19 protein-coding genes are annotated in these 19,315 nt (G+C 71.5%); 11 read left to right on the forward strand and 8 right to left on the reverse strand.

The genetic code is table 11. The annotated features are described in order from the left end of the window. Positions 1-37 precede the first annotated feature (37 nt). A complete protein-coding gene (locus ACFYWG_RS29300; RefSeq protein ID WP_389204165.1) occupies positions 38-952 on the reverse strand; it encodes an RNA polymerase sigma factor SigF in 915 nt (304 codons plus the stop codon). A 252-nt stretch (positions 953-1,204) separates the two neighbouring features. Here ACFYWG_RS29300 and ACFYWG_RS29305 point away from each other — a divergent pair, with 252 nt between their 5' ends. After that, positions 1,205-1,582 carry an STAS domain-containing protein gene (locus ACFYWG_RS29305; RefSeq protein ID WP_376332735.1) on the forward strand — a complete coding sequence of 126 codons (378 nt, stop codon included), beginning with the start codon at positions 1,205-1,207 and terminating at the stop codon, positions 1,580-1,582. Positions 1,583-1,825: 243 nt separating this feature from the next. Next, the gene (locus tag ACFYWG_RS29310; RefSeq protein WP_376332734.1) at positions 1,826-2,380 is read left to right on the forward strand and encodes an ATP-binding protein; all 555 of its coding nucleotides are present in this window, start codon (positions 1,826-1,828) and stop codon (positions 2,378-2,380) included. A 384-nt stretch (positions 2,381-2,764) separates the two neighbouring features. Here ACFYWG_RS29310 and ACFYWG_RS29315 read toward each other — a convergent pair whose 3' ends face one another. Continuing rightward, positions 2,765-4,303 (reverse strand): peptide MFS transporter, encoded by a 1,539-nt coding sequence (locus ACFYWG_RS29315; protein ID WP_383506117.1) that lies wholly within the window; start codon positions 4,301-4,303, stop codon positions 2,765-2,767. Positions 4,304-4,829: 526 nt separating this feature from the next. Between ACFYWG_RS29315 and ACFYWG_RS29320 the strand changes: the two genes are divergently transcribed. Both ACFYWG_RS29320 and ACFYWG_RS29325 read left to right on the forward strand, forming a co-directional pair. Then, a complete protein-coding gene (locus ACFYWG_RS29320; protein WP_150481273.1) occupies positions 4,830-5,507 on the forward strand; it encodes a response regulator transcription factor in 678 nt (225 codons plus the stop codon). Between the two features lie 33 nt (positions 5,508-5,540). Further along, positions 5,541-6,812, forward strand: a complete 1,272-nt coding sequence (locus ACFYWG_RS29325) for an ATP-binding protein (protein WP_376332730.1) — start codon at positions 5,541-5,543, stop codon at positions 6,810-6,812. A 24-nt stretch (positions 6,813-6,836) separates the two neighbouring features. Here ACFYWG_RS29325 and ACFYWG_RS29330 read toward each other — a convergent pair whose 3' ends face one another. After that, entirely contained in the window at positions 6,837-7,334 is a 498-nt protein-coding gene (locus ACFYWG_RS29330) for a GtrA family protein (RefSeq protein ID WP_376332728.1), read from the reverse strand. A gap of 162 nt (positions 7,335-7,496) precedes the next feature. Here ACFYWG_RS29330 and ACFYWG_RS29335 point away from each other — a divergent pair, with 162 nt between their 5' ends. The 4 genes from ACFYWG_RS29335 to ACFYWG_RS29350 all read left to right on the forward strand — a co-directional run bounded on the left by ACFYWG_RS29335 (position 7,497) and on the right by ACFYWG_RS29350 (position 11,663). Then, entirely contained in the window at positions 7,497-8,636 is a 1,140-nt protein-coding gene (locus ACFYWG_RS29335) for a 5-(carboxyamino)imidazole ribonucleotide synthase (protein ID WP_383506122.1), read from the forward strand. Further along, positions 8,633-9,157 (forward strand): 5-(carboxyamino)imidazole ribonucleotide mutase, encoded by a 525-nt coding sequence (gene purE / locus ACFYWG_RS29340; protein ID WP_376332724.1) that lies wholly within the window; start codon positions 8,633-8,635, stop codon positions 9,155-9,157. Before ACFYWG_RS29335 ends, purE begins: the two co-directional genes overlap by 4 nt. Before the next feature lie 5 nt (positions 9,158-9,162). Next, complete coding sequence (locus ACFYWG_RS29345) at positions 9,163-10,350, forward strand: dipeptidase (RefSeq protein WP_389204166.1); 1,188 nt, start codon at positions 9,163-9,165, stop codon at positions 10,348-10,350. Between the two features lie 179 nt (positions 10,351-10,529). Beyond that, positions 10,530-11,663, forward strand: coding sequence for a dipeptidase (locus ACFYWG_RS29350; protein WP_385412222.1), 1,134 nt, complete (start codon positions 10,530-10,532; stop codon positions 11,661-11,663). Between the two features lie 31 nt (positions 11,664-11,694). Here the strand turns inward: ACFYWG_RS29350 and ACFYWG_RS29355 are convergent, their stop codons facing one another. Then, positions 11,695-12,087 (reverse strand): VOC family protein, encoded by a 393-nt coding sequence (locus ACFYWG_RS29355; protein ID WP_383506132.1) that lies wholly within the window; start codon positions 12,085-12,087, stop codon positions 11,695-11,697. 16 nt (positions 12,088-12,103) lie between these two features. After that, a complete protein-coding gene (locus ACFYWG_RS29360; protein ID WP_383506135.1) occupies positions 12,104-12,475 on the reverse strand; it encodes a VOC family protein in 372 nt (123 codons plus the stop codon). 128 nt (positions 12,476-12,603) lie between these two features. On the opposite strand from ACFYWG_RS29360, the gene ACFYWG_RS29365 reads away from it, so the two are divergent. Then, complete coding sequence (locus ACFYWG_RS29365; protein WP_385412217.1) at positions 12,604-13,110, forward strand: CGNR zinc finger domain-containing protein; 507 nt, start codon at positions 12,604-12,606, stop codon at positions 13,108-13,110. A gap of 172 nt (positions 13,111-13,282) precedes the next feature. Here ACFYWG_RS29365 and ACFYWG_RS29370 read toward each other — a convergent pair whose 3' ends face one another. Continuing rightward, positions 13,283-14,626 carry a UDP-glucose dehydrogenase family protein gene (locus ACFYWG_RS29370; RefSeq protein ID WP_376332714.1) on the reverse strand — a complete coding sequence of 448 codons (1,344 nt, stop codon included), beginning with the start codon at positions 14,624-14,626 and terminating at the stop codon, positions 13,283-13,285. 188 nt (positions 14,627-14,814) lie between these two features. Here ACFYWG_RS29370 and ACFYWG_RS29375 point away from each other — a divergent pair, with 188 nt between their 5' ends. Continuing rightward, on the forward strand, positions 14,815-15,972 hold the full coding sequence (locus tag ACFYWG_RS29375) for an acyl-CoA dehydrogenase (RefSeq protein ID WP_376332712.1): 1,158 nt from the start codon (positions 14,815-14,817) through the stop codon (positions 15,970-15,972). A gap of 54 nt (positions 15,973-16,026) precedes the next feature. On the opposite strand, the gene ACFYWG_RS29380 is transcribed toward ACFYWG_RS29375, so the two are convergent. Beyond that, positions 16,027-17,229 carry a phosphatidylserine/phosphatidylglycerophosphate/cardiolipin synthase family protein gene (locus tag ACFYWG_RS29380; RefSeq protein ID WP_383510818.1) on the reverse strand — a complete coding sequence of 401 codons (1,203 nt, stop codon included), beginning with the start codon at positions 17,227-17,229 and terminating at the stop codon, positions 16,027-16,029. Between the two features lie 266 nt (positions 17,230-17,495). On the opposite strand from ACFYWG_RS29380, the gene ACFYWG_RS29385 reads away from it, so the two are divergent. Then, positions 17,496-17,861 carry a four-helix bundle copper-binding protein gene (locus ACFYWG_RS29385; RefSeq protein ID WP_383510820.1) on the forward strand — a complete coding sequence of 122 codons (366 nt, stop codon included), beginning with the start codon at positions 17,496-17,498 and terminating at the stop codon, positions 17,859-17,861. 75 nt (positions 17,862-17,936) lie between these two features. Here the strand turns inward: ACFYWG_RS29385 and ACFYWG_RS29390 are convergent, their stop codons facing one another. Further along, entirely contained in the window at positions 17,937-19,217 is a 1,281-nt protein-coding gene (locus tag ACFYWG_RS29390; RefSeq protein WP_376332708.1) for an LCP family protein, read from the reverse strand. Between the last annotated feature and the right edge of the window lie 98 nt (positions 19,218-19,315).

Here is a 19,315-nt window from a genome sequence, read left to right on the forward strand (position 1 = left end):
CGGTCCGCCCCCGGGGGACACGTACACCCGGTGAGGATCACTCCTCGACGGTCAGCCCCTTGCGCAGCCGGACCAGCGTCCGCGACAGCAGCCGCGAGACGTGCATCTGGGAGATGCCCAGCTCTTCGCCGATCTCCGACTGGGTCATGCCGGCGACGAACCGCAGGGACAGGATCGTGCGGTCGCGCGGCGGGAGTTCGGCGATCAGCGGCTTCAGCGACTCGACGTACTCGATGCCTTCGAGGCCGTTGTCCTCGTAGCCGATGCGGTCCGCGAGCGCGCCCTCGGTGTCGTCCTCCTCCGGCTGGGCGTCCAGCGAGGAGGCGGTGTAGGCGTTCGACGCCGCCATGCCCTCGACGACCTCGTCGTCGGAGATGCCGAGGCGCTCGGCCAGTTCGGCCACCGTCGGGGCGCGGTCGAGCTTCTGGGCCAGCTCGTCACCGGCCTTGGCCAGGTCGAGCCGCAGCTCCTGCAGCCGCCGCGGAACGCGCACGGACCACGAGGTGTCGCGGAAGAAGCGCTTGATCTCGCCGATGATGGTCGGCATGGCGAAGGTGGGGAACTCGACCCCGCGCGACAGCTCGAAGCGGTCGATCGCCTTGATCAGGCCGACGGTGCCGACCTGGATGATGTCCTCCATCGGCTCGCTGCGGGAGCGGAACCGGGACGCGGCGAACTTGACCAGTGCGAGGTTCAGTTCGACGAGCGTGTTGCGGACGTACGAGTACTCGTGGGTCCCTTCCTCCAGCGACTCGAGGCGGTGGAAGAGGGTCTTGGACAGGGCCCGCGCGTCGACCGCGTCGACGTCCTCGTACGGGGGGATGTCCGGAAGTCCGGCGAGAAGGTCGTCCTGTGTGACGAGCATCTCGTCCTGCTCGATGGGATCCAGATGTTCCGGAGGGGGTGTCGACGCCGCTTCCTGGGTACGCGATCCGTCGAGCCGGGGTGACATGATGTCCTCCATCGTTCTCGGCATATGGCTGCCGGAGCCAGTGCGTGCACTGCGGTGTGCGGGCGCCTCCAAAGCCGGCCGTGTCGGGTACGTGTCCCTACTAGGCCTACCCGCTTTCCTGAGCCCACCGCAAGTGCGTTCTGTGGGCATATGTCCGTTTGTGTGTAGTTGTTCGGGTGTCGAAGCGTGGCGGGAAGGCGTAGTGTTCGAGGGCGTCAGCAACCAGCCACGACGTCGGGAGAGAGAGACGGCATGGACCGCGGGACGGTCGGCAGCGCACAGTCTGGCCGGCTTCTGGTCGAGGTGCGGGAAGAGGGCCCTAGTGCCGTCGTGACTCCGGCGGGTGAGTTGGATCACCACACCGCCGATCTGTTGCGCGAGCCACTCGAGGACTGCCTCGCCAAGGGATTCAAGCGCCTGGTCATCGATTGCGCACGCCTGGAGTTCTGTGACTCCACAGGACTCAACGTGCTCCTCGGGGCACGGTTGAAGGCGGAGGCCGCCGGTGGCGGCGTCGCGCTCGTCGGCATGCAGCCGGTGGTCGCGCGCGTCTTCGAGATCACCGGAGCGGACGCCGTCTTCAGTGTTCATGACACGATCGAGGCGGCGTTGAGCGAAGGGTCGGGCTGAGCGGCGGTGCGTCGGCGCGCCGAGCCCCGGCCGTCCCCTTGTGACCGGTTCTTCACAACCGTCACGAGTTTGGTGCCGAATACATGGGTGTTCCGCCGGTCCCCCCGGGCAGGAGACATCCTGAACCTGTCGGGCACCGGGGTGGCTGTGGCGCCGCGCAACCGACCGGCCGCGTTCCGCGTGACTGACGGTGAAGTGAATCCTTTGAATCGTGAACTGGTGAATCGGTGAGGTGAAGCGCTGATGAGCACCACCCGGCCTTACCCGCCGGGCGACCGCGGGCCGGAGCCCAGCGGCGCTTCCGGGACGTCCGAGGGTGGCGAGGCGGCGGTCGGCGCGTCCGTGGAGGGCGTGGCCGCGCCGTCCGGCGCCGCGGCGCCGCCGGGAGGCCGGCAGGTGCGCCGGCTGAGCTTCGAGGGCGAGAGCGGTGTCGTGCCGCTCGCCCGCGACTTCACCCGCCAGGCGCTGTACGCGTGGGGCTGGCTGCCGGCCGACTCGGCCGACCAGCGGGCCGCCGCGGAGGACGTGCTGCTGGTGGTGTCCGAGCTGGTCACCAACGCCTGCCTGCACGCCGAGGGGCCCGATCAACTGCACATCACCTGTGACAACAAGGTGATCCGCATAGAGGTCTCCGACCGCGGCACGGGTCAGCCCGCGCCGCGTACGCCGCACCGGGCCGGACGCCCGGGCGGCCACGGCATGTTCATCGTCCAGCGGCTCTGCCTGGACTGGGGCGTCGTGCGTACGCCCGGGGTCTCGGGCAAGACCGTCTGGGCGGAACTGGGCGCCCCCGCCTGAGCACGCGTCGCACGGGGCCCCGCTGTCGGCGGGTGCCCCGCTTCGGCGTTCCTGCCTGCCCCGTCCGCGACCTGGCCCGCGTCTGCGACCGGTCCCCGTCCGCGGCCGGCTCTCCTCCTGCTTCACCGCCCCGCCGTGCGTTCCCCCGGCTTCCCGCCGCCCCGTTGGGCCGTACGGGTGACACAACGCCGCGGCAGGCCGTCGGTTCCTGCCCCGGGCTCACGCCTGGCCTCGACTGCCTTGCGGGGTTTCGTGCCGTCCCCGGGGATCCCCGTCATCCCCGTGGGCAGTGCGACCTGACGACCCGTCAGGCGGGACTGGTCATGCGGAAGGGCCGCCACCCCGGGTGGGGTGGCGGCCCTTGCGCCGTGCCGGTGCGCAGGGTCAGTGCACGTCGCCCATGAGGGCCTTGACCTTCCTGCGGTACATGAAGACCGCCACACCCGCGGCAGCGGCCAGGACCGCCTCCACGGCGACCGCGCCGGTGCCGCTCAGGTCGACGCCGCCGACGGCCGGGTTGGAGAGCAGGCCCGTCACCGAGTCGCCCGCCGTGACCGCGAGGAACCACACGCCCATCATCTGGCTGGCGTACTTGGCCGGGGCCATCTTCGTGGTGACCGACAGGCCGACGGGGGAGAGGCACAGCTCGCCGACCGTCTGGATCAGGTAGATGCCCACCAGCCACATCGGGCTGACCAGCTTCTCACCGTCGGCCATGCCCAGCGGCAGCAGGAAGAAGAAGAACGAGACACCGATGAAGAACAGCGCCGCGGCGAACTTGGCGACGGTGCTCGGCTCCTTGCCCTTGCGGTTGAGCCACAGCCAGATCCAGGCGAAGACCGGGGCCAGCGCCATGATGAAGACCGGGTTCAGCGACTGGTACCAGGACGACGGGAAGTCGAAGCCGAGCAGCGAGCCCGAGGCCTTCGTCTCGCCGAACGCCTGGACCGTGGAACCGCCCTGGTCGTAGATCATCCAGAAGACGGCGGCCGCCACGAAGAACCAGATGTAGCCGGTCATCTTCGACTGCTCGACGTCGCTCAGTTCCTTGTCCCGCTTGATGCGGATGAGCACGCCGGCCGGGATGATCAGGCCGATCACGGTGAGCGGGATCATCGCCCAGTTGAGGGTGAAGTGGCCGGTGAAGCCGACGACGCCGTAGAAGACGGTGGCGACGATCAGCCACAGCAGGCCCTTGCGCAGCCAGGCGGTGCGCTCCTCGGCGGCCAGCGGCTTGGGCACGACGTTGCTCTGCGGGCTCAGGTGCCGGGTGCCGAGGAGGAAGGCGATCAGGCCGATGCCCATGCCGACCGCGGCGAGACCGAAGCCGAGGTGCCAGCTGACCTGCTGGCCGACGGTGCCGATGATCAGCGGCGCGAAGAAGGCACCCATGTTGATGCCCATGTAGAAGATCGTGAAGCCGCCGTCACGGCGCGGGTCGTCCGGGCCGTCGTAGAGGTGGCCGACCATCGTGGAGATGTTGGCCTTCAGCAGGCCGGAGCCGAGCGCGACCAGGGCCAGACCGGCGAAGAACGGAGCCTGGCCGCCGGGCAGGGCCAGCACCAGGTGACCCGCCATGATCGTGACGGCCGCGATCGTCACCGTCTTGCGCGGACCCCAGACCCGGTCGCCGAGCCAGCCGCCGGGCATGGCGAGCAGGTACACCATCGACAGGTAGACCGAGTAGATCGCCGTCGTCGTGGCGAGGTCCATGCCCAGACCGCCGCCCATGCTGCCCTTCTTGGCGTCGGGGCCGCCGGAGAGCAGGTACACGACGAGCAGGGCCCGCATGCCGTAGAAGCTGAAGCGCTCCCACATCTCGGTCATGAACAGAGTGGCCAGTCCGCGGGGGTGGCCGAAGAAGGTCTTCTCGGAACCGGGGGTGCCCGGTCGGGCCGAGTCCTTCGTCAGGCTGGACGCCATGGGTCGTTCCTTGCTGCTCGGGACGCGTACCGCAGCAGCGGTGGCGCGCCCGGTGGGGGTTGCCGGCACCGGTGCGTACGGCCGTCCGCCCGACGCCTTCGGGGGTCCGCTCCGGATCACGAAGCGGTGGGCGGTCGCCACCGGGATCCACGCCTTCACGCGCATCGCCGCACGCGAAGGCCCGGCCACAGGTCGTTCACTTTCGGGGGCCGGTGGGAACCGGCCCGCACACAAAAGAGACCTTCAGGGCAAACGGCCTCTGAAGGTCGCCGCGGTGCTACAGGCGTTGAATCACCATACGGCAGGACACTGCCTGATATGGAAGAGTTTGAGACGCGGATCACAGGTGTCGGAGGAACCGCGCACCCGTTTCCAAGGTCCTCAACAGGATCGCACCCCACAGGCAGAGGTACGTACGCATACCCCAGGCCGGTGAGAGACGGGTGAGAGGCGGGTGTGCGCGGGGTAAGAGCCGCCGATTCCGGTCACACCCCAGCTCAGGGCCGTGCAGGTCTACCATCACTCCATGACCCGAGTACTGCTCGCCGAGGACGACGCGTCCATCTCCGAGCCGCTGGCCCGTGCTCTGCGCCGGGAGGGCTACGAGGTGGAGGTGCGTGAGGACGGACCCACCGCACTCGACGCCGGACTGCAGGGCGGCGTCGACCTGGTCGTGCTCGACCTGGGCCTGCCCGGCATGGACGGTCTGGAGGTGGCCCGGCGCCTGCGGGGGGAGGGCCACAGCATTCCCATCCTCATCCTGACCGCCCGCGCCGACGAGGTGGACACCGTCGTCGGTCTGGACGCGGGCGCCGACGACTACGTCACCAAGCCGTTCCGCCTCGCCGAGCTGCTGGCGCGCGTGCGGGCCCTGCTGCGGCGCGGCGCCGCCGAACCGCAGCAGCCGCCCGCCACCCACGGCGTGCGCATCGACGTCGAGTCGCACCGCGCCTGGATGGGCGAGGAGGAGCTCCAGCTCACCGCCAAGGAGTTCGACCTGCTGCGGGTGCTGGTGCGCGACGCGGGCCGGGTCGTCACCCGCGACCAGCTGATGCGCGAGGTCTGGGACACCACGTGGTGGTCCTCCACCAAGACCCTCGACATGCACATCTCGTGGCTGCGCAAGAAGCTCGGCGACGACGCGGCCAACCCCCGCTACATCGCCACCGTGCGCGGCGTGGGCTTCCGTTTCGAGAAGAGCTGACCGCGGGCCGGTACGGGGATCGGGTAAGAGAACATGCGCCGCCGACTGATCCAGTCCACGCTCGCCGTGGTGCTGGTGGTGATCGCCGTCTTCGGTGTCTCCCTCGTCATCGTCGAGACACGGACGATCAGCAACAGCGCCCGCGAGCGGGTCGAGTCCGAGGCGGTGCGGCTGGCCAGCATCGTCGACAGCCGGCTCTTCGGCGAGCAGCAGGTCGACGCCGAGGTGCTGCGCGACCAGGTCACCCAGGACCGCTATTACGCCGTCATCCGCATCCCCGGCCAGGCCCCCATCGAGGTGGGCACCCGACCCGACGGCGACGTCATCAGCGCCACCGCCCCGGGTGAGGAGGGCGAGACCGTCACCGTCGAGGAGCCGCGCTCGTCGGTGACCCGCGAGGTCGGCCGCACCCTGCTGATCATCGCCCTGGTCGCCCTGCTGGCGGTGGTGGCCGCCGTGCTGCTGGCCGTGCGCCAGGCGAACCGGCTCGCCTCCCCGCTGACCGACCTCGCCGAGACGGCCGAGCGGCTCGGCTCGGGCGACCCGCGCCCGCGCCACAAGCGGTACGGCGTGCCCGAGCTGGACCGGGTCGCGGACGTGCTGGACGGCTCGGCCGAGCGCATCGCCCGCATGCTGACCGCGGAGCGGCGCCTGGCCGCCGACGCCTCCCACCAGCTGCGCACCCCGCTGACGGCGCTGTCCATGCGGCTGGAGGAGATCACCGTCACCGACGACCCGGATACGGTGAAGGAGGAGGCGACGATCGCGCTCACCCAGGTCGAGCGGCTCACGGACGTCGTCGAGCGGCTGCTGACCAACTCGCGCGATCCGCGCACCGGCTCCGCCGTCACCTTCGACCTCGACGAGGTCATCCAGCAGCAGCTGGCCGAGTGGCGGCCGGCGTACCGCAGCGCGGGCCGGGCGATCGTCAGCTCCGGGAAGCGGCACCTGGAGGCGGTCGGCACACCCGGCGCGGTCGCGCAGGTCCTCGCCGCGCTGATCGAGAACTCGCTGATGCACGGCGGTGGCACGGTCGCCCTGCGCACCCGCGTCACCGGCAACCAGGCCGTCATCGAGGTCACGGACGAGGGACCCGGCGTCCCCGCGGACCTGGGCGCCCGGATCTTCGAGCGCGCGATCAGCGGCCGCAACTCCACGGGCATCGGCCTGGCCGTCGCCCGCGACCTGGCCGAGGCCGACGGCGGCCGCCTGGAGATGCTGCAGACCAAGCCCCCGGTCTTCGGCCTGTTCCTGTCCCGCACGGCGGTGCAGAAGTCCGCGGGCGACGAGCCGACGGTCCGCTAGGTCCCCCGGTCCGCCGGACGGCGCCTAGGGCACCCGCTGGCCGGTCCGGGCCGGGCGGGCCGGTTCCGGCCGCGGGTCCGTCCCCGGCTCGTGGGCGGCCGGCAGGGCCCGGAAGACCCAGGAGCGGTAGGACCAGAAGCGGAACAGGGTCGCGACGCCGATGCCGACGAACTTGAACACGTTGTTCTGCAGCGGGGTGTTCCAGCCGAAGCCGTACGTCGCGGTGTACAGCACGCCGTTCTCGATGACCAGGCCGACCGCGCTGAACAGCAGGAACAGGGTCAGCTCACGGGTGCGGCCGGACTTGTCGCGGTCGCGGTAGGTGAAGTACCGGAAGCCGACGTAGTTGAAGGCGATCGACACGACGGTCGCGATGACGCTCGCGCGCACCACCGGGAGGTCGGTGACGTGCCGCACCAGGTTGAACACGAGGAGGTTGACCAGCACCCCGGCACCGCCCACCGCGCCGAACTTGGCGACTTCGCGGACGAGCCGTCGGAGCCCGGAGGCACCATCTGCCATGGTCGTACAGGCCCCCGTCCGTGGTCGGCGTCAACCCAGCCATGCTAACCACCCGCCCGCGCGATCTTCCTGTGGACGCCGGGCGGCGGCCGCGGAGGGTCCGGCCAGGCCCGGGGAGGGACGGGAAACCGGCCACCCTGGCGCGGCCGATACCCTGGGAGCGTGACGTTCCCGGTAGTCGGCATGGTCGGCGGTGGCCAGCTCGCTCGTATGACACACGAGGCGGGCATCCCGCTCGGCATCAGGTTCAAGCTTCTCAGTGACACCCCGCAGGACTCCGCTGCGCAGGTCGTGAGCGAGGTCGTCGTCGGCGACTATCGCGACCTCGACACGCTGCGCGAGTTCGCGCGCGGGTGCGATGTGATCACCTTCGATCACGAACACGTACCCACCGAGCACCTCAGGGCGCTGGAGGCGGACGGCATCCCCGTACGCCCGGGCCCGGACGCGCTCGTGCACGCCCAGGACAAGGGGGTGATGCGCGCGAAGCTCGACGCGATCGGCGTGCCCTGCCCCCGGCACCGGATCGTGTCCGACCCGCAGGACGTGGCCGCCTTCGCGGCCGAGGGCGACGGATTCCCCGTCGTCCTGAAGACCGTCCGCGGCGGCTACGACGGCAAGGGCGTGTGGGTCGTCGACTCCGTCGAGGAGGCCGCCGACCCCTTCCGGGCCGGTGTCCCCGTGCTCGCGGAGGAGAAGGTCGACTACGTCCGGGAGCTGGCCGCCAACGTGGTCCGCTCCCCGCACGGCCAGGCCGTGGCCTACCCGGTGGTGGAGTCGCAGCAGGTGAACGGCGTCTGCGACACGGTCGTCGCCCCGGCGCCCGGCCTCGAGGAGGCCCTGGCCCTGGAGGCCTCCGAGATGGCGCTGAACATCGCCAAGGAGCTCGGGGTCGTCGGCCACCTCGCGGTCGAGCTGTTCCAGACCCGCGACGGCCGCATCCTCGTCAACGAACTGGCGATGCGCCCGCACAACTCCGGCCACTGGTCGATGGACGGCGCGGTCACCAGCCAGTTCGCCAACCATGTCCGCGCGGTCCTGGACCTGCCCCTGGGCGACCCGCGCCCGCGCGCGAAGTGGACCGTGATGGTCAACGTCCTCGGCGGCGACTTCCCCGACATGTACTCCGCGTACCTGCACTGCATGGCCCGCGACCCGCAGCTCAAGATCCACATGTACGGCAAGGACGTGAAGCCCGGCCGCAAGGTCGGACACGTCAACACCTACGGCGACGACCTGGACGACGTGCTGGAGCGCGCCCGTCACGCAGCCGGCTACCTGAGAGGCACCATCACCGAATGAGCCCCGTTGTTGGCATCGTCATGGGGTCGGACTCCGACTGGCCCGTCATGGAGGCCGCCGCCAAGGCCCTCGACGAGTTCGAGATCGCCTACGAGGTCGACGTCGTCTCCGCGCACCGCATGCCGCGCGAGATGGTCGCCTACGGCGAGCAGGCCGACGCCCGCGGGCTGAAGGTGATCATCGCCGGGGCGGGCGGCGCCGCCCACCTGCCCGGCATGCTCGCCTCCGTCACCCCGCTGCCCGTGATCGGCGTGCCCGTGCCGCTGAAGTACCTCGACGGCATGGACAGCCTGCTGTCGATCGTGCAGATGCCGGCCGGTGTCCCGGTCGCCACGGTGTCCGTCGCCGGCGCCCGCAACGCCGGTCTCCTCGCGGCCCGCATCCTCGCCGCGCACGACGAGGAGCTGCGCGCGCGGATGCGCGAGTTCCAGCAGGAGCTCAACGACCAGGCCACCGAGAAGGGCAAGCGCCTGCGCTCCAAGGTCGAGGGCGCGGGCGGCGGTTTCGGGTTCGGGAAGTGACGGGCGTGCCGTCCCTCGGCGAGGCCCGGGAGCTGCTGGCCGAGTTCCCCGTCGTCGACGGGCACAACGACCTGCCCTGGGCCCTGCGCGAGCAGGTGCGCTACGACCTGGACGCGCGGGACGTGTCCGCCGACCAGAGCGCCCACCTGCACACCGACATCCCCCGGCTGCGCGCCGGCGGGGTCGGTGCGCAGTACTGGTCGGTCTACGTGCGCACGGACTCGCCCGACCCGGTCGCCGCCACGCTGGAGCAGATCGACTGCGTGCGGCGGCTGCTGGACCGGCACCCGGGGGACCTGTGCCCGGCGCTCACCGCCGCCGACATGGAGGCCGCGCGCCGCGAGGGCCGCATCGCCTCCCTCATGGGCGCCGAGGGCGGCCACTCGATCGCCAACTCCCTGGGCACCCTGCGCGGCCTGTACGCGCTCGGCGTGCGCTACCTGACGCTCACCCACAACGACAACGTGGACTGGGCGGACTCCGCGACGGACGTGCCGAAGGCCGGCGGCCTCACCGCGTTCGGCCGCGAGGTCGTCCGGGAGATGAACCGCCTCGGCATGCTCGTCGACCTCTCCCACGTGGCCGCGACGACCATGCGGGACGCGCTCGACGCGAGCTCCGCCCCGGTGGTCTTCTCCCACTCCTCGGCCCGGGCCGTCTGCGACCACCCGCGCAACATCCCGGACGACGTCCTGGAGCGGCTGCCCGCCAACGGCGGTGTCGCGATGGTGACGTTCGTGCCGAAGTTCGTGCTCCGGGCGGCCGTCGACTGGACGGCCGCGGCGGACGAGAACCTGCGCGCCCACGGCTTCCACCACCTCGACACCACCGCCGAGGCCATGGAGGTCCACCGGGCCTTCGAGGAACGCCACCCGCGGCCGGTCGCCACGGTGTCGACGGTCGCCGACCACCTGGACCACATGCGCGAGGTCGCCGGGGTCGACCACCTCGGCATCGGCGGCGACTACGACGGCACGGCCTTCACCCCGGCCGGCCTGGACGACGTCTCCGGCTACCCGAACCTGATCGCCGAACTCCTCGACCGCGGCTGGTCCAAGGCCGACCTGACCAAGCTGACCTGGAAGAACGCGGTCCGGGTGCTGGGCGCGGCGGAGGACGTGGCCCGCGGGCTCCGGGCGACGCGCCCGCCGTCCCACGCCACCATCGAGGCGCTGGACGGGCCCGCCGGCTGAGCGCTCCGGGCGGGGCGGCCGGTCCCGGCCGGGCGTCCTGCCCGCGTCCGCCGCGGAGCCGCTCGCGCCGCGCGCGGACGGCTCCCGGATCCGTACCCCGAACGCCCCGCCCACCAGGAACAACCCCCTGCCGCGTGCGACGGTGACCGTACCTCACGAACGACCGTACGGGAGCCGCCATGGCAGACCTCCAGGACGACCTGCGCCCCACCGCCGCAGCCGGCGAGTGCGACGACCTGGCCGACCCGTACCCCGAAGAGGCCGTCGTCACGGCGGAGTCCTACGAGCCCGTCTCCGACCCGGACGACGCGCCCCTGACCCGCGCCCGCGCCGTCCTCGCCGCGCACCCCGTCGCCGACGGTTACAACGGCCTGCCCTGGGCGCTGAAGCGGCTGTCCTGGTACGACCTGGAGGAGGGCGAGAGCACGGTCGGCACGGACGTGCCCCGGCTGCGCGAGGGCCGGGTCGGCGCGCTTTTCTGGTCGCTGCACCTGCCGGAGGGCCTGGACGGCGACCGGGCCGTCGGCGCCACCCTGGAGCAGCTTGACCTGGCGAAGAGCGTCGCCCTGACCTGCGACGAGGGGTTGCGGCTTGCCGCCACGGCCGGGCAGGTCGTGGACGCCCGCAACTGCGGCCGGGTCGCCGTGCTGCTGGGACCCGCCGGCGCCCCGGCCGTCGGCGACTCGCTCGGCATCCTGCGCCAGTTGCACCTGCTCGGCGTGCGCGTGCTGACCTTGACGGGGGTGTCCTGGGCGAGTGAGGCCGGACTGACCCGGTTCGGGGAGGAAGTCGTGCGCGAGATGAACCGGCTCGGGGTGATCGCGGACCTGTCCGGCGCCTCCGTGCCCACCATCCGCCGGGTGCTGTCGCTGTCCCGGGCACCCGTGCTGTGCAGCCGTTCGGCCGCCCGGGCCCTCCGCCCCCACCCGGCCAACCTCCCCGACGACCTGCTGGCGGAGCTGGGCGCGGCCAAGGGGCTGTGCCTGGTGCCGCTGACCGCCGAGCAGACCGGGCCGACCGTGCGCGACGTGGCCGACCACCTCGACCACGTGCGCGCGGTGGCCGGGGCCCGGAGCGTCGGACTCTCCGGCACCTACGACTCCGGCGCCGCCCATCCCCAGGAGCTGGGTGACACCTCCTGCTACCCGAAGCTGGTGGCGGAACTGCTGCGGCGCGGCTGGGACGAGCACGAGGTGGCCCTGCTGACCTGGGGCAACATGCAGCGGGTGCTGCGGGGCGCGGACTTCACGGCGCGGGCCGCCCGGCAGCGGCGCCTGCCGTCGACCGCGACGATCGCGGAACTGGACGGCTGACGGGCCCGCCCTCGCGGACGGGCCCGCGGGGTCAGCCCTGCTCGATGCGGCACAGGCAGAACGGATGCCCCGCCGGGTCGGCGTAGACCCGGAAGTCCTTCTTCTCGTCGTCCTCCGTGTCGAGGACCCGTGCGCCCAGCGCCAGCACCCGCTCCTCGGCCGCGTCCATCTCCTCCCACGTCGATCCGGCGTCGAGGTCGAGGTGGAACTGCTGGGCGTTGCGGTCGGCCCGGGGCCACTCGGGCGGGGTGTGCTCCGGGGAGCGCTGGAAGGCGAGCCGGGGCCCGCCGGGGACGTGCAGCACCACCCAGTCCGGGTCGTCGCCCTCCGGTGTCCCGCCGACGACCTGCGCGTAGAAGCGGGCCAGCTCACGGGGGTCGGGGCAGTCGACGACCACCGAACGCAAACGTGCCACAGCGGGCATGGAAATCCTCCCTGGGTCAGCCGGCGCAGAGGCAGAACGGGTGCCCGGCCGGATCGGCGTAAACCCGGAAGCTGCGCTCCCGGTCATCGGCGTCGAGCGGCTTCGCGCCCAGCGCCAGGACGCCCTTCTCGGCCGTGTCCAGGTCGTCCACCACCAGGTCGAGGTGGAACTGCTGCGACTGCTCCGGCGAGGGCCACCGGGGCGGCACGAACCCGGGGGCGGCCTGGAAGGCCAGGGCCGGTCCGCCCGGCACCTCCAGGTCGACCCACTCGTCCTCCCCGTCGGTCTCCACCGTCGGTGTGCCGCCCAGCACCTCGGCGTAGAAGCCGGCCAGTGCGCGCGGATCGGGGCAGTCCAGGACGACGACACCCAGCTTGGCGAGAGCCATGACTTCCTCCTCGAAGTCGCGTTGCCCGTCGTGTTACCTACAAGAGGCGGGTAACCAGTAACCGTTACTGCATGCTCCCGTATAGGCGGTAACCTCGCAAGGGAACGCGCGAGAGGTACGGTCCAGCCATGACGGAGAGATCGCCCGCGCCCGGCGGCCTGGCCCTGGTCGAGGCCCTGGTCAACACGCTGGACATCGAGTCGGGGGCCGACGCCCTGGACACGGTGGAGGGCCGGGCGCGCTTCGGGATCGCCCCGGAGGAGACCGACCGGGCGCGCGAGCTGCGCGAATCGCTGCGCGCGACGCTCCTGGCCCACGCCGGGCACCCGCCCCACCGTGCGGTGACCCCGCTCGGGGAGCTGCTGGCCGCGGCCCCGCTGGTCGTCACGGTCGACACCGCGGACGGCTCCGCGGCCCTGGCTCCCGCCGACGACCGCTGCCTGCACGCGCGCGTGGCCGCCGCCGTCGCCGAGTCCCTCGTCACCGGAGCCTGGTCCCGGCTGAAGGCCTGCGAGGCCGCCGACTGCCACTGGGCCTACTACGACCGCAGCCCGGCCGGCCGTGGCCGCTGGTGCTCCATGCAGGTGTGCGGGGCCCGGGCGAAGATGCGCAGGTACCGCGCCAAGGAGGGGTGAGGGACGGCCTGCGGGGACGGCCGCGGACCGGGGCCCCCGCGAGGGCGGGCAGGCCCCGGAAGCCCTCCGGCCGCCCCGCGGCCCGCTTCGGTGGTGCAGAATGCAGCAAGACGCCGGTTCGGCCGACTGAGCCTCGGCCGAACCGGCGTCGCCTCTCTCGCGCGCCGCGCGCTCAGGCCCTCGGGCGGCCCATCGCCCGGTACGTCCAGCCGGCCTTGCGCCAGCGCTCCGGGTCGAGCGCGTTGCGGCCGTCCAGGATGAGGCGGGCCGCGGCGACCTCGCCCAGGGCCTCCTCGTCCAGCTCGCGGAACTCCCGCCACTCCGTCAGGTGCAGCACGATGTCCGCGCCGCGCACCGCGTCCAGCGCCGACCCGGCGTAGCCGAGGGTCGGGAAGACCCGGCGGGCGTTGTCCATGCCCTTGGGGTCGTAGACCGTGACCTGGCCGCCCTGGAGGTGGATCTGCCCGGCGACGTTCAGCGCGGGGGAGTCCCGTACGTCGTCGGAGTCGGGCTTGAAGGTGGCGCCCAGCACCGCCACGCGCCTGCCGAGGAACGGGCCGCCGCCCAGCGCCTGCCGGGCCAGCTCCACCATCTGGCCGCGCTGGCGCATGTTGATGGAGTCGATCTCCCGCAGGAACGTCAGCGCCTGGTCCGCGCCCAGTTCACCGGCGCGCGCCATGAACGCCCGGATGTCCTTCGGCAGGCAGCCGCCGCCGAAGCCGATCCCGGCCCGCAGGAACTTCCGCCCGATCCGGTCGTCGTAGCCGATCGCCTCCGCGAGCTTGGCCACGTCGCCGCCGGCGGCCTCGCACACCTCCGCCATCGCGTTGATGAACGAGATCTTGGTGGCGAGGAAGGAGTTCGCGGACGTCTTGACCAGCTCCGCGGTCGGGAAGTCGGTCACCACGAACGGAGAGCCCTCGGAGACGGGCGTCGCGTAGACCTCCCGCAGCAGCTTCTCGGCCCGCTCGCTGCGCACGCCCACCACGATGCGGTCGGGGTGGAGCGTGTCGTCGACGGCGAAGCCCTCCCGCAGGAACTCCGGGTTCCAGGCCAGCTCGGCGTCCTCCCCGGCGGGCGCGTGCGCGGCCAGGTAGGCGGCGAGGCGGTCCGCGGAGCCCACCGGCACCGTCGACTTGCCGACCACCAGGGCCGGGCCGCGCAGATGCGGGGCGAGCGAGGCGATCGCGGAGTCCACGTAGGACATGTCGCAGGCGTACTCGCCGTGCCGCTGCGGGGTGTTCACGCAGACGAAGTGCACATCGCCGAAGGCGCCGATCTCGGCCCAGTCCTGGGTGAAGCGCAGCCGTCCGCTGGAGCCCTCGATCCCGGCGACGTGCCGGCGCAGCAGGTCGTCCAGGCCCGGCTCGTACATCGGGGCCTCGGCGCGCTCCAGCTTCTCGATCTTCTCGCGCACCACGTCCAGGGCCAGCACCTCGAAGCCCAGCTCGGCCATGGCCGCCGCGTGGGTCGCACCGAGATAACCGGTGCCGATCACGGTGATCTTCAGGGCCATGGGTGCTCCAGACGTCTGCGGCATGTCGTGCGCGCCCGAGCATATCCGGGGCCCGGCAGCGCGCCCCACGGGGCGACTTCCCGGCTGTCGCCTAGCTCACGTATCACTCCCGTGGGCTACGTCATAAACTTTTGATTACTTAACGGTAGTTAGCGCCACCATCGCAGCGTTTTGGAGCGTGAGAGACCTTGGCCGGATCGGCTGACTTCGACCTGTACCGCCCGTCCGAGGAGCACGACATGCTCCGTGACGCCGTCCGCTCGCTGGCCGAGGCGAAGATCGCGCCGCACGCCGCCGCGGTGGACGAGGAGGCCCGCTTCCCGCGCGAGGCCCTCCAGGCACTGGTCGCCAACGACCTGCACGCCGTGCACGTACCCGAGGAGTACGGCGGCGCGGGCGCCGACGCCCTGGCGACCGTCATCGTCATCGAGGAGGTCGCCCGGGTCTGCGCCTCCTCCTCCCTCATCCCGGCCGTGAACAAGCTCGGCTCCCTGCCCGTGATCCTCTCCGGCTCCGAGGAGCTGAAGAAGAAGTACATGGCCCCGCTCGCCAAGGGCGAGGGCATGTTCTCCTACTGCCTGTCCGAGCCGGACGCCGGCTCCGACGCCGCGGGCATGAAGACCAAGGCCGTCCGCGACGGCGACTTCTGGGTGCTCAACGGCGTGAAGCGCTGGATCACCAACGCCGGCGAGTCCGAGTTCTACACGGTGATGGCCGTCACCGACCCGGCCAAGCGCTCCAAGGGCATCTCCGCCTTCGTCGTCGAGAAGTCCGACGAGGGCGTCTCCTTCGGCGCCCCGGAGAAGAAGCTCGGCATCAAGGGCTCGCCCACCCGCGAGGTCTACCTGGACAACGTCCGCATCCCCGCCGACCGCATGATCGGCGAGGAGGGCACCGGCTTCGCCACGGCGATGAAGACGCTCGACCACACCCGCATCACCATCGCCGCCCAGGCCCTCGGCATCGCCCAGGGCGCCCTCGACTACGCCAAGGGCTACGTCAAGGAGCGCAAGCAGTTCGGCAAGCCCATCGCCGACTTCCAGGGCATCCAGTTCATGCTCGCGGACATGGCCATGAAGATCTCGGCCGCCCGCGCCCTGACCTACCAGGCCGCCGCCGCCTCCCAGCGCGTCGACGCCGACCTCACCTACCTGGGCGCCGCCGCCAAGTGCTTCGCCTCGGACGTGGCGATGGAGGTCACCACCGACGCCGTCCAGCTCCTCGGCGGCTACGGCTACACCCGCGACTACCCGGTCGAGCGCATGATGCGCGACGCCAAGATCACCCAGATCTACGAGGGCACCAACCAGGTCCAGCGGATCGTCATGGCGCGCAACCTGCCGTGACCCCTGCTGCCACAGCGTTCTCGGCCCTCGGCACGCGCCGGGGGCCGAGGTGTCTCACAGGAAGCGGCGGATGGGGGTGACCGAGGCCTCTGCCAGGCGCATCGGCAGCGGGCGCCGGCGCCAGCGCGCCGCGTCGATCGGCTCGCTCAGCTTCCGGTCGGCCTCGAAGTCGGCGTCGAGCGCGGCCGTGAAGTCCTCGTCGAGGACGGCCAGCAGGACCTCCTCGTCGTGCTCCATGGAGCGGCGGTTGAAGTTGGTGGAGCCGATCAGGGAGCAGACCCCGTCCACCGTGAGGATCTTCGTGTGGAGCATGGTCGGCTGGTACTCCCGCACCTGCACCCCCGCGTCCACCAGCGTCTGGTAGTGCTGCCGCCCGGCCAGCAGGCACGCCCGCTGGTCGGTGTGCGGCCCGGGCAGCAGGATCTCGACCTCCACACCCCGCCGGGACGCGGCGGCCAGCAGGTCGATGAAGTACGTGTCGGGGGCGAAGTAGGCGGTGGACAGCCGCAGCCGCTCCTGCGCCGAGGTGATCACCACCCGCAGGATCGTCTGCATGTCCTGCCAGCCGAAGCTCGCCGAACCCCGCACGACCTGGACGGTGGCCCGCCCCGGCTGCTCCTGCGCGGTGAAGCGGTCGTGGTGGTCGTAGAGGTCGTCGTGGCACTCGGCCCAGTTCTGCGCGAAGGCCGCCGCGATACCGTCCACGGCCGGGCCCCGCACCTGCACATGGGTGTCGCGCCACTCGTCCGGGTTTCGCGCGTCGCCGCACCACTCCCGGGCTATGCCGACGCCGCCGGTGAACGCGGTGTGCTCGTCGGTGACCAGCACCTTGCGGTGGCAGCGGTGGTTCTGCCGCATCGGCGACAGCCGCGTGGGCTTGCGGAACCAGGCCACCTGCACGCCCGCCTCGTCCATGGCGTCCAGCAGGTCCCGCTCGATCTGCTTGGCCCCGAACCCGTCCAGCAGCAGCCGCACCCGCACCCCGGCCCGGGCCCGCTCGGCCAGCGCGTCGGCGAACTCGTGGGCGATCTCGCCGCGCCAGTACACGAACGTCATCATGTCGACGGTGTGCCGCGCGGCGCGGATGGCCGCCAGCATCGCCGGGAAGATCTCGTCGCCGTTGCGCAGCGGGATGAGCTCGTTGCCCTCGGTCGCGGCGATACCGATGAGCCGCTCCAGCCGTCTGCGCAACCGCTGCTTGCGCTCCTCCGGGTCGTCCGGCCCGGCCGACGGCCGTTCCTCGATCTGCTGTGTCATCAGTGGTCTCCCCTGCCACGGAGTGCTCGGCTCCCCCGCCTGCGCGACGCCGCTCCCCGCGGGTGCGCCATCCACCCTCTTTGCCGCTGGCGGCGATTTCACGCCGCGGGGGATGAGTCGTGCCTCACAGCCCCGGAAGCCCGCAGGCGCCCGGACCGCCGCGCGGACGGGCGGGGCCCCGGCCCTGTGGTGCTCATGGGGCGACAGGCGTAGGACGGAAGGGCGGGTGCCGATCCGCGGCTCCCGCTGCCCCCCGGGAGGACGTCATGACCCAGCAGCCCGCCACCGCCACCCCGCTGAGCCAGGAGATGCAGGACTGCGTGCAGGCGTGCATGACCTGCCACGGTGTCTGCGAGGAGACCATGAGCTCCTGCCTGCAGATGGGCGGCCCGGCCCAGATGCCGATCATGCGTGCCGTCATCGACTGCGCCGAGCTGACCCGCATGTGCGCCGACATGATGATGCGCCGCTCGCCGCTGTCCGCGGACATGTGCGCGATGTGCGCCCGGGCCTGCGACATGTGCGCCGAGGCGTGTATGTCCATGCCCGACGACGCCCAGATGATGCGGTGCGCGGAGGCGTGTCGCCGCTGCGCCGACATGTGCCGGTCGATGTCCACCGCGATGATGTGAGCACCGCCGCACACCGAAGGGGGCACCCGCCCGGGTGCCCCCTTCCGTGCCGCCGCCTGCGGCGCCGCGCCCTGCTCAGTTGCCCGAGACGGTCACCGTCTCGTCGTTCTTCAGCTGGCTCACCAGCGTCTTCACCTTCGCGGTGTCCCACTGCAGGTTGCCGTTCGCGCTGTTGCCCGCGATCGGCATGTTCATGGACTTGCCGTCGCCGCCGCTGACGCCCTTCATCGCCCAGAACATCGACGCCAGGTCGTACAGGCCCATGTCCTTGTCGACGACCAGCGAGTCCAGACCCGCGCCCATGGTCGGGTACAGCTTGAAGGGGTTCAGGATCGTGCCGGGGGTGGCGACCTGGTTGGCCAGGGCCGAGAGGAACTTCTGCTGGTTCTTCGTCCGGTCCAGGTCGGAGCCGGCGAGGGCGTAGCGGGTGCGGACGAAGGCGAGGGCCTGCTCGCCGTTCAGCGTCTGCTTGCCCTTCTTGAGGTCCGCGCCCGACTTGGTGTCCTTGATGTCCTGCGGGATGTCCATCTCCACCCCGCCGACCGCGTCCACGATGTTCGCGAAGCCGGCGAAGCCGATCTCCACGTAGTGGTCGATGTGCAGCCCGGTGTTGGCCTCCACCGTGCGCACCAGCAGCTCCGGGCCGTCCTCGGCGTACGCCGCGTTCAGCTTCGTCTGGCGGCCCGAGGCCGGGTAGAACTTGCCGGAGTCGGAGCCCTTGAACGACGGGATCGTCACGTTCGAGTCGCGCGGCAGCGAGATCAGCGTCGGGGCGCCGCCGCCGGTGTGCAGGATCATCATCGAGTCCGTGCGCTTGCCCTCGGCGGACCCGGTGTGCAGCTTCTTCTTCTCCTCGGCCGACATGCCCTTGCGGCTGTCGGAGCCGACGATCAGGTAGTTCGTGCCCTCGCCCGCGTCCGGCCGGTCGATGACCTTCGACAGGTCGACCTCGCGGTTCAGCTTGGAGTCGGCCCAGAAGTAGGTGCCGACGCCCGTCACCACCAGCACCGTCGCGACCGTGATCGCCGTGATCTTGATGCGGCGGCGCCAGTCGGGCGCGGGGCGCGGCTCGTACCGGCCGTCGCCGGGACCGCCGGGGCCCCCGCCACCGGGCGTGCCGTAGACCTGGCCGGTGTTGTAGCCGCTGTCGTAGCCGTCGCCGGGTCCGTACCCGCCGCCGTCGACGTACGACGGCTGCGGCGGCACCCCGCCGTAGCCGGCCGGCCCGGGCGGTGCCGCCGGACCGCGGCGGACCTGCCGCATGACACGGGCGCTCTCGGGCTGTGCGCTGGAGCTGCCCCGTCCGTACCGGCTGCCGCGGTTGTCGCCGGAGAACCCCTCGGGCCAATCATTCATGCCGAACAGTGTGCAGGTCCCGGTGGTGGGCCATACAAGAGTCGTCGGAAAATCAGAGCACGGCTGTGGCCAAGCTGACACAAATTCCCCGCCGCGCG

This window comes from Streptomyces sp. NPDC003456, from assembly GCF_042878735.1.
GTDB lineage: Bacteria > Actinomycetota > Actinomycetes > Streptomycetales > Streptomycetaceae > Streptomyces.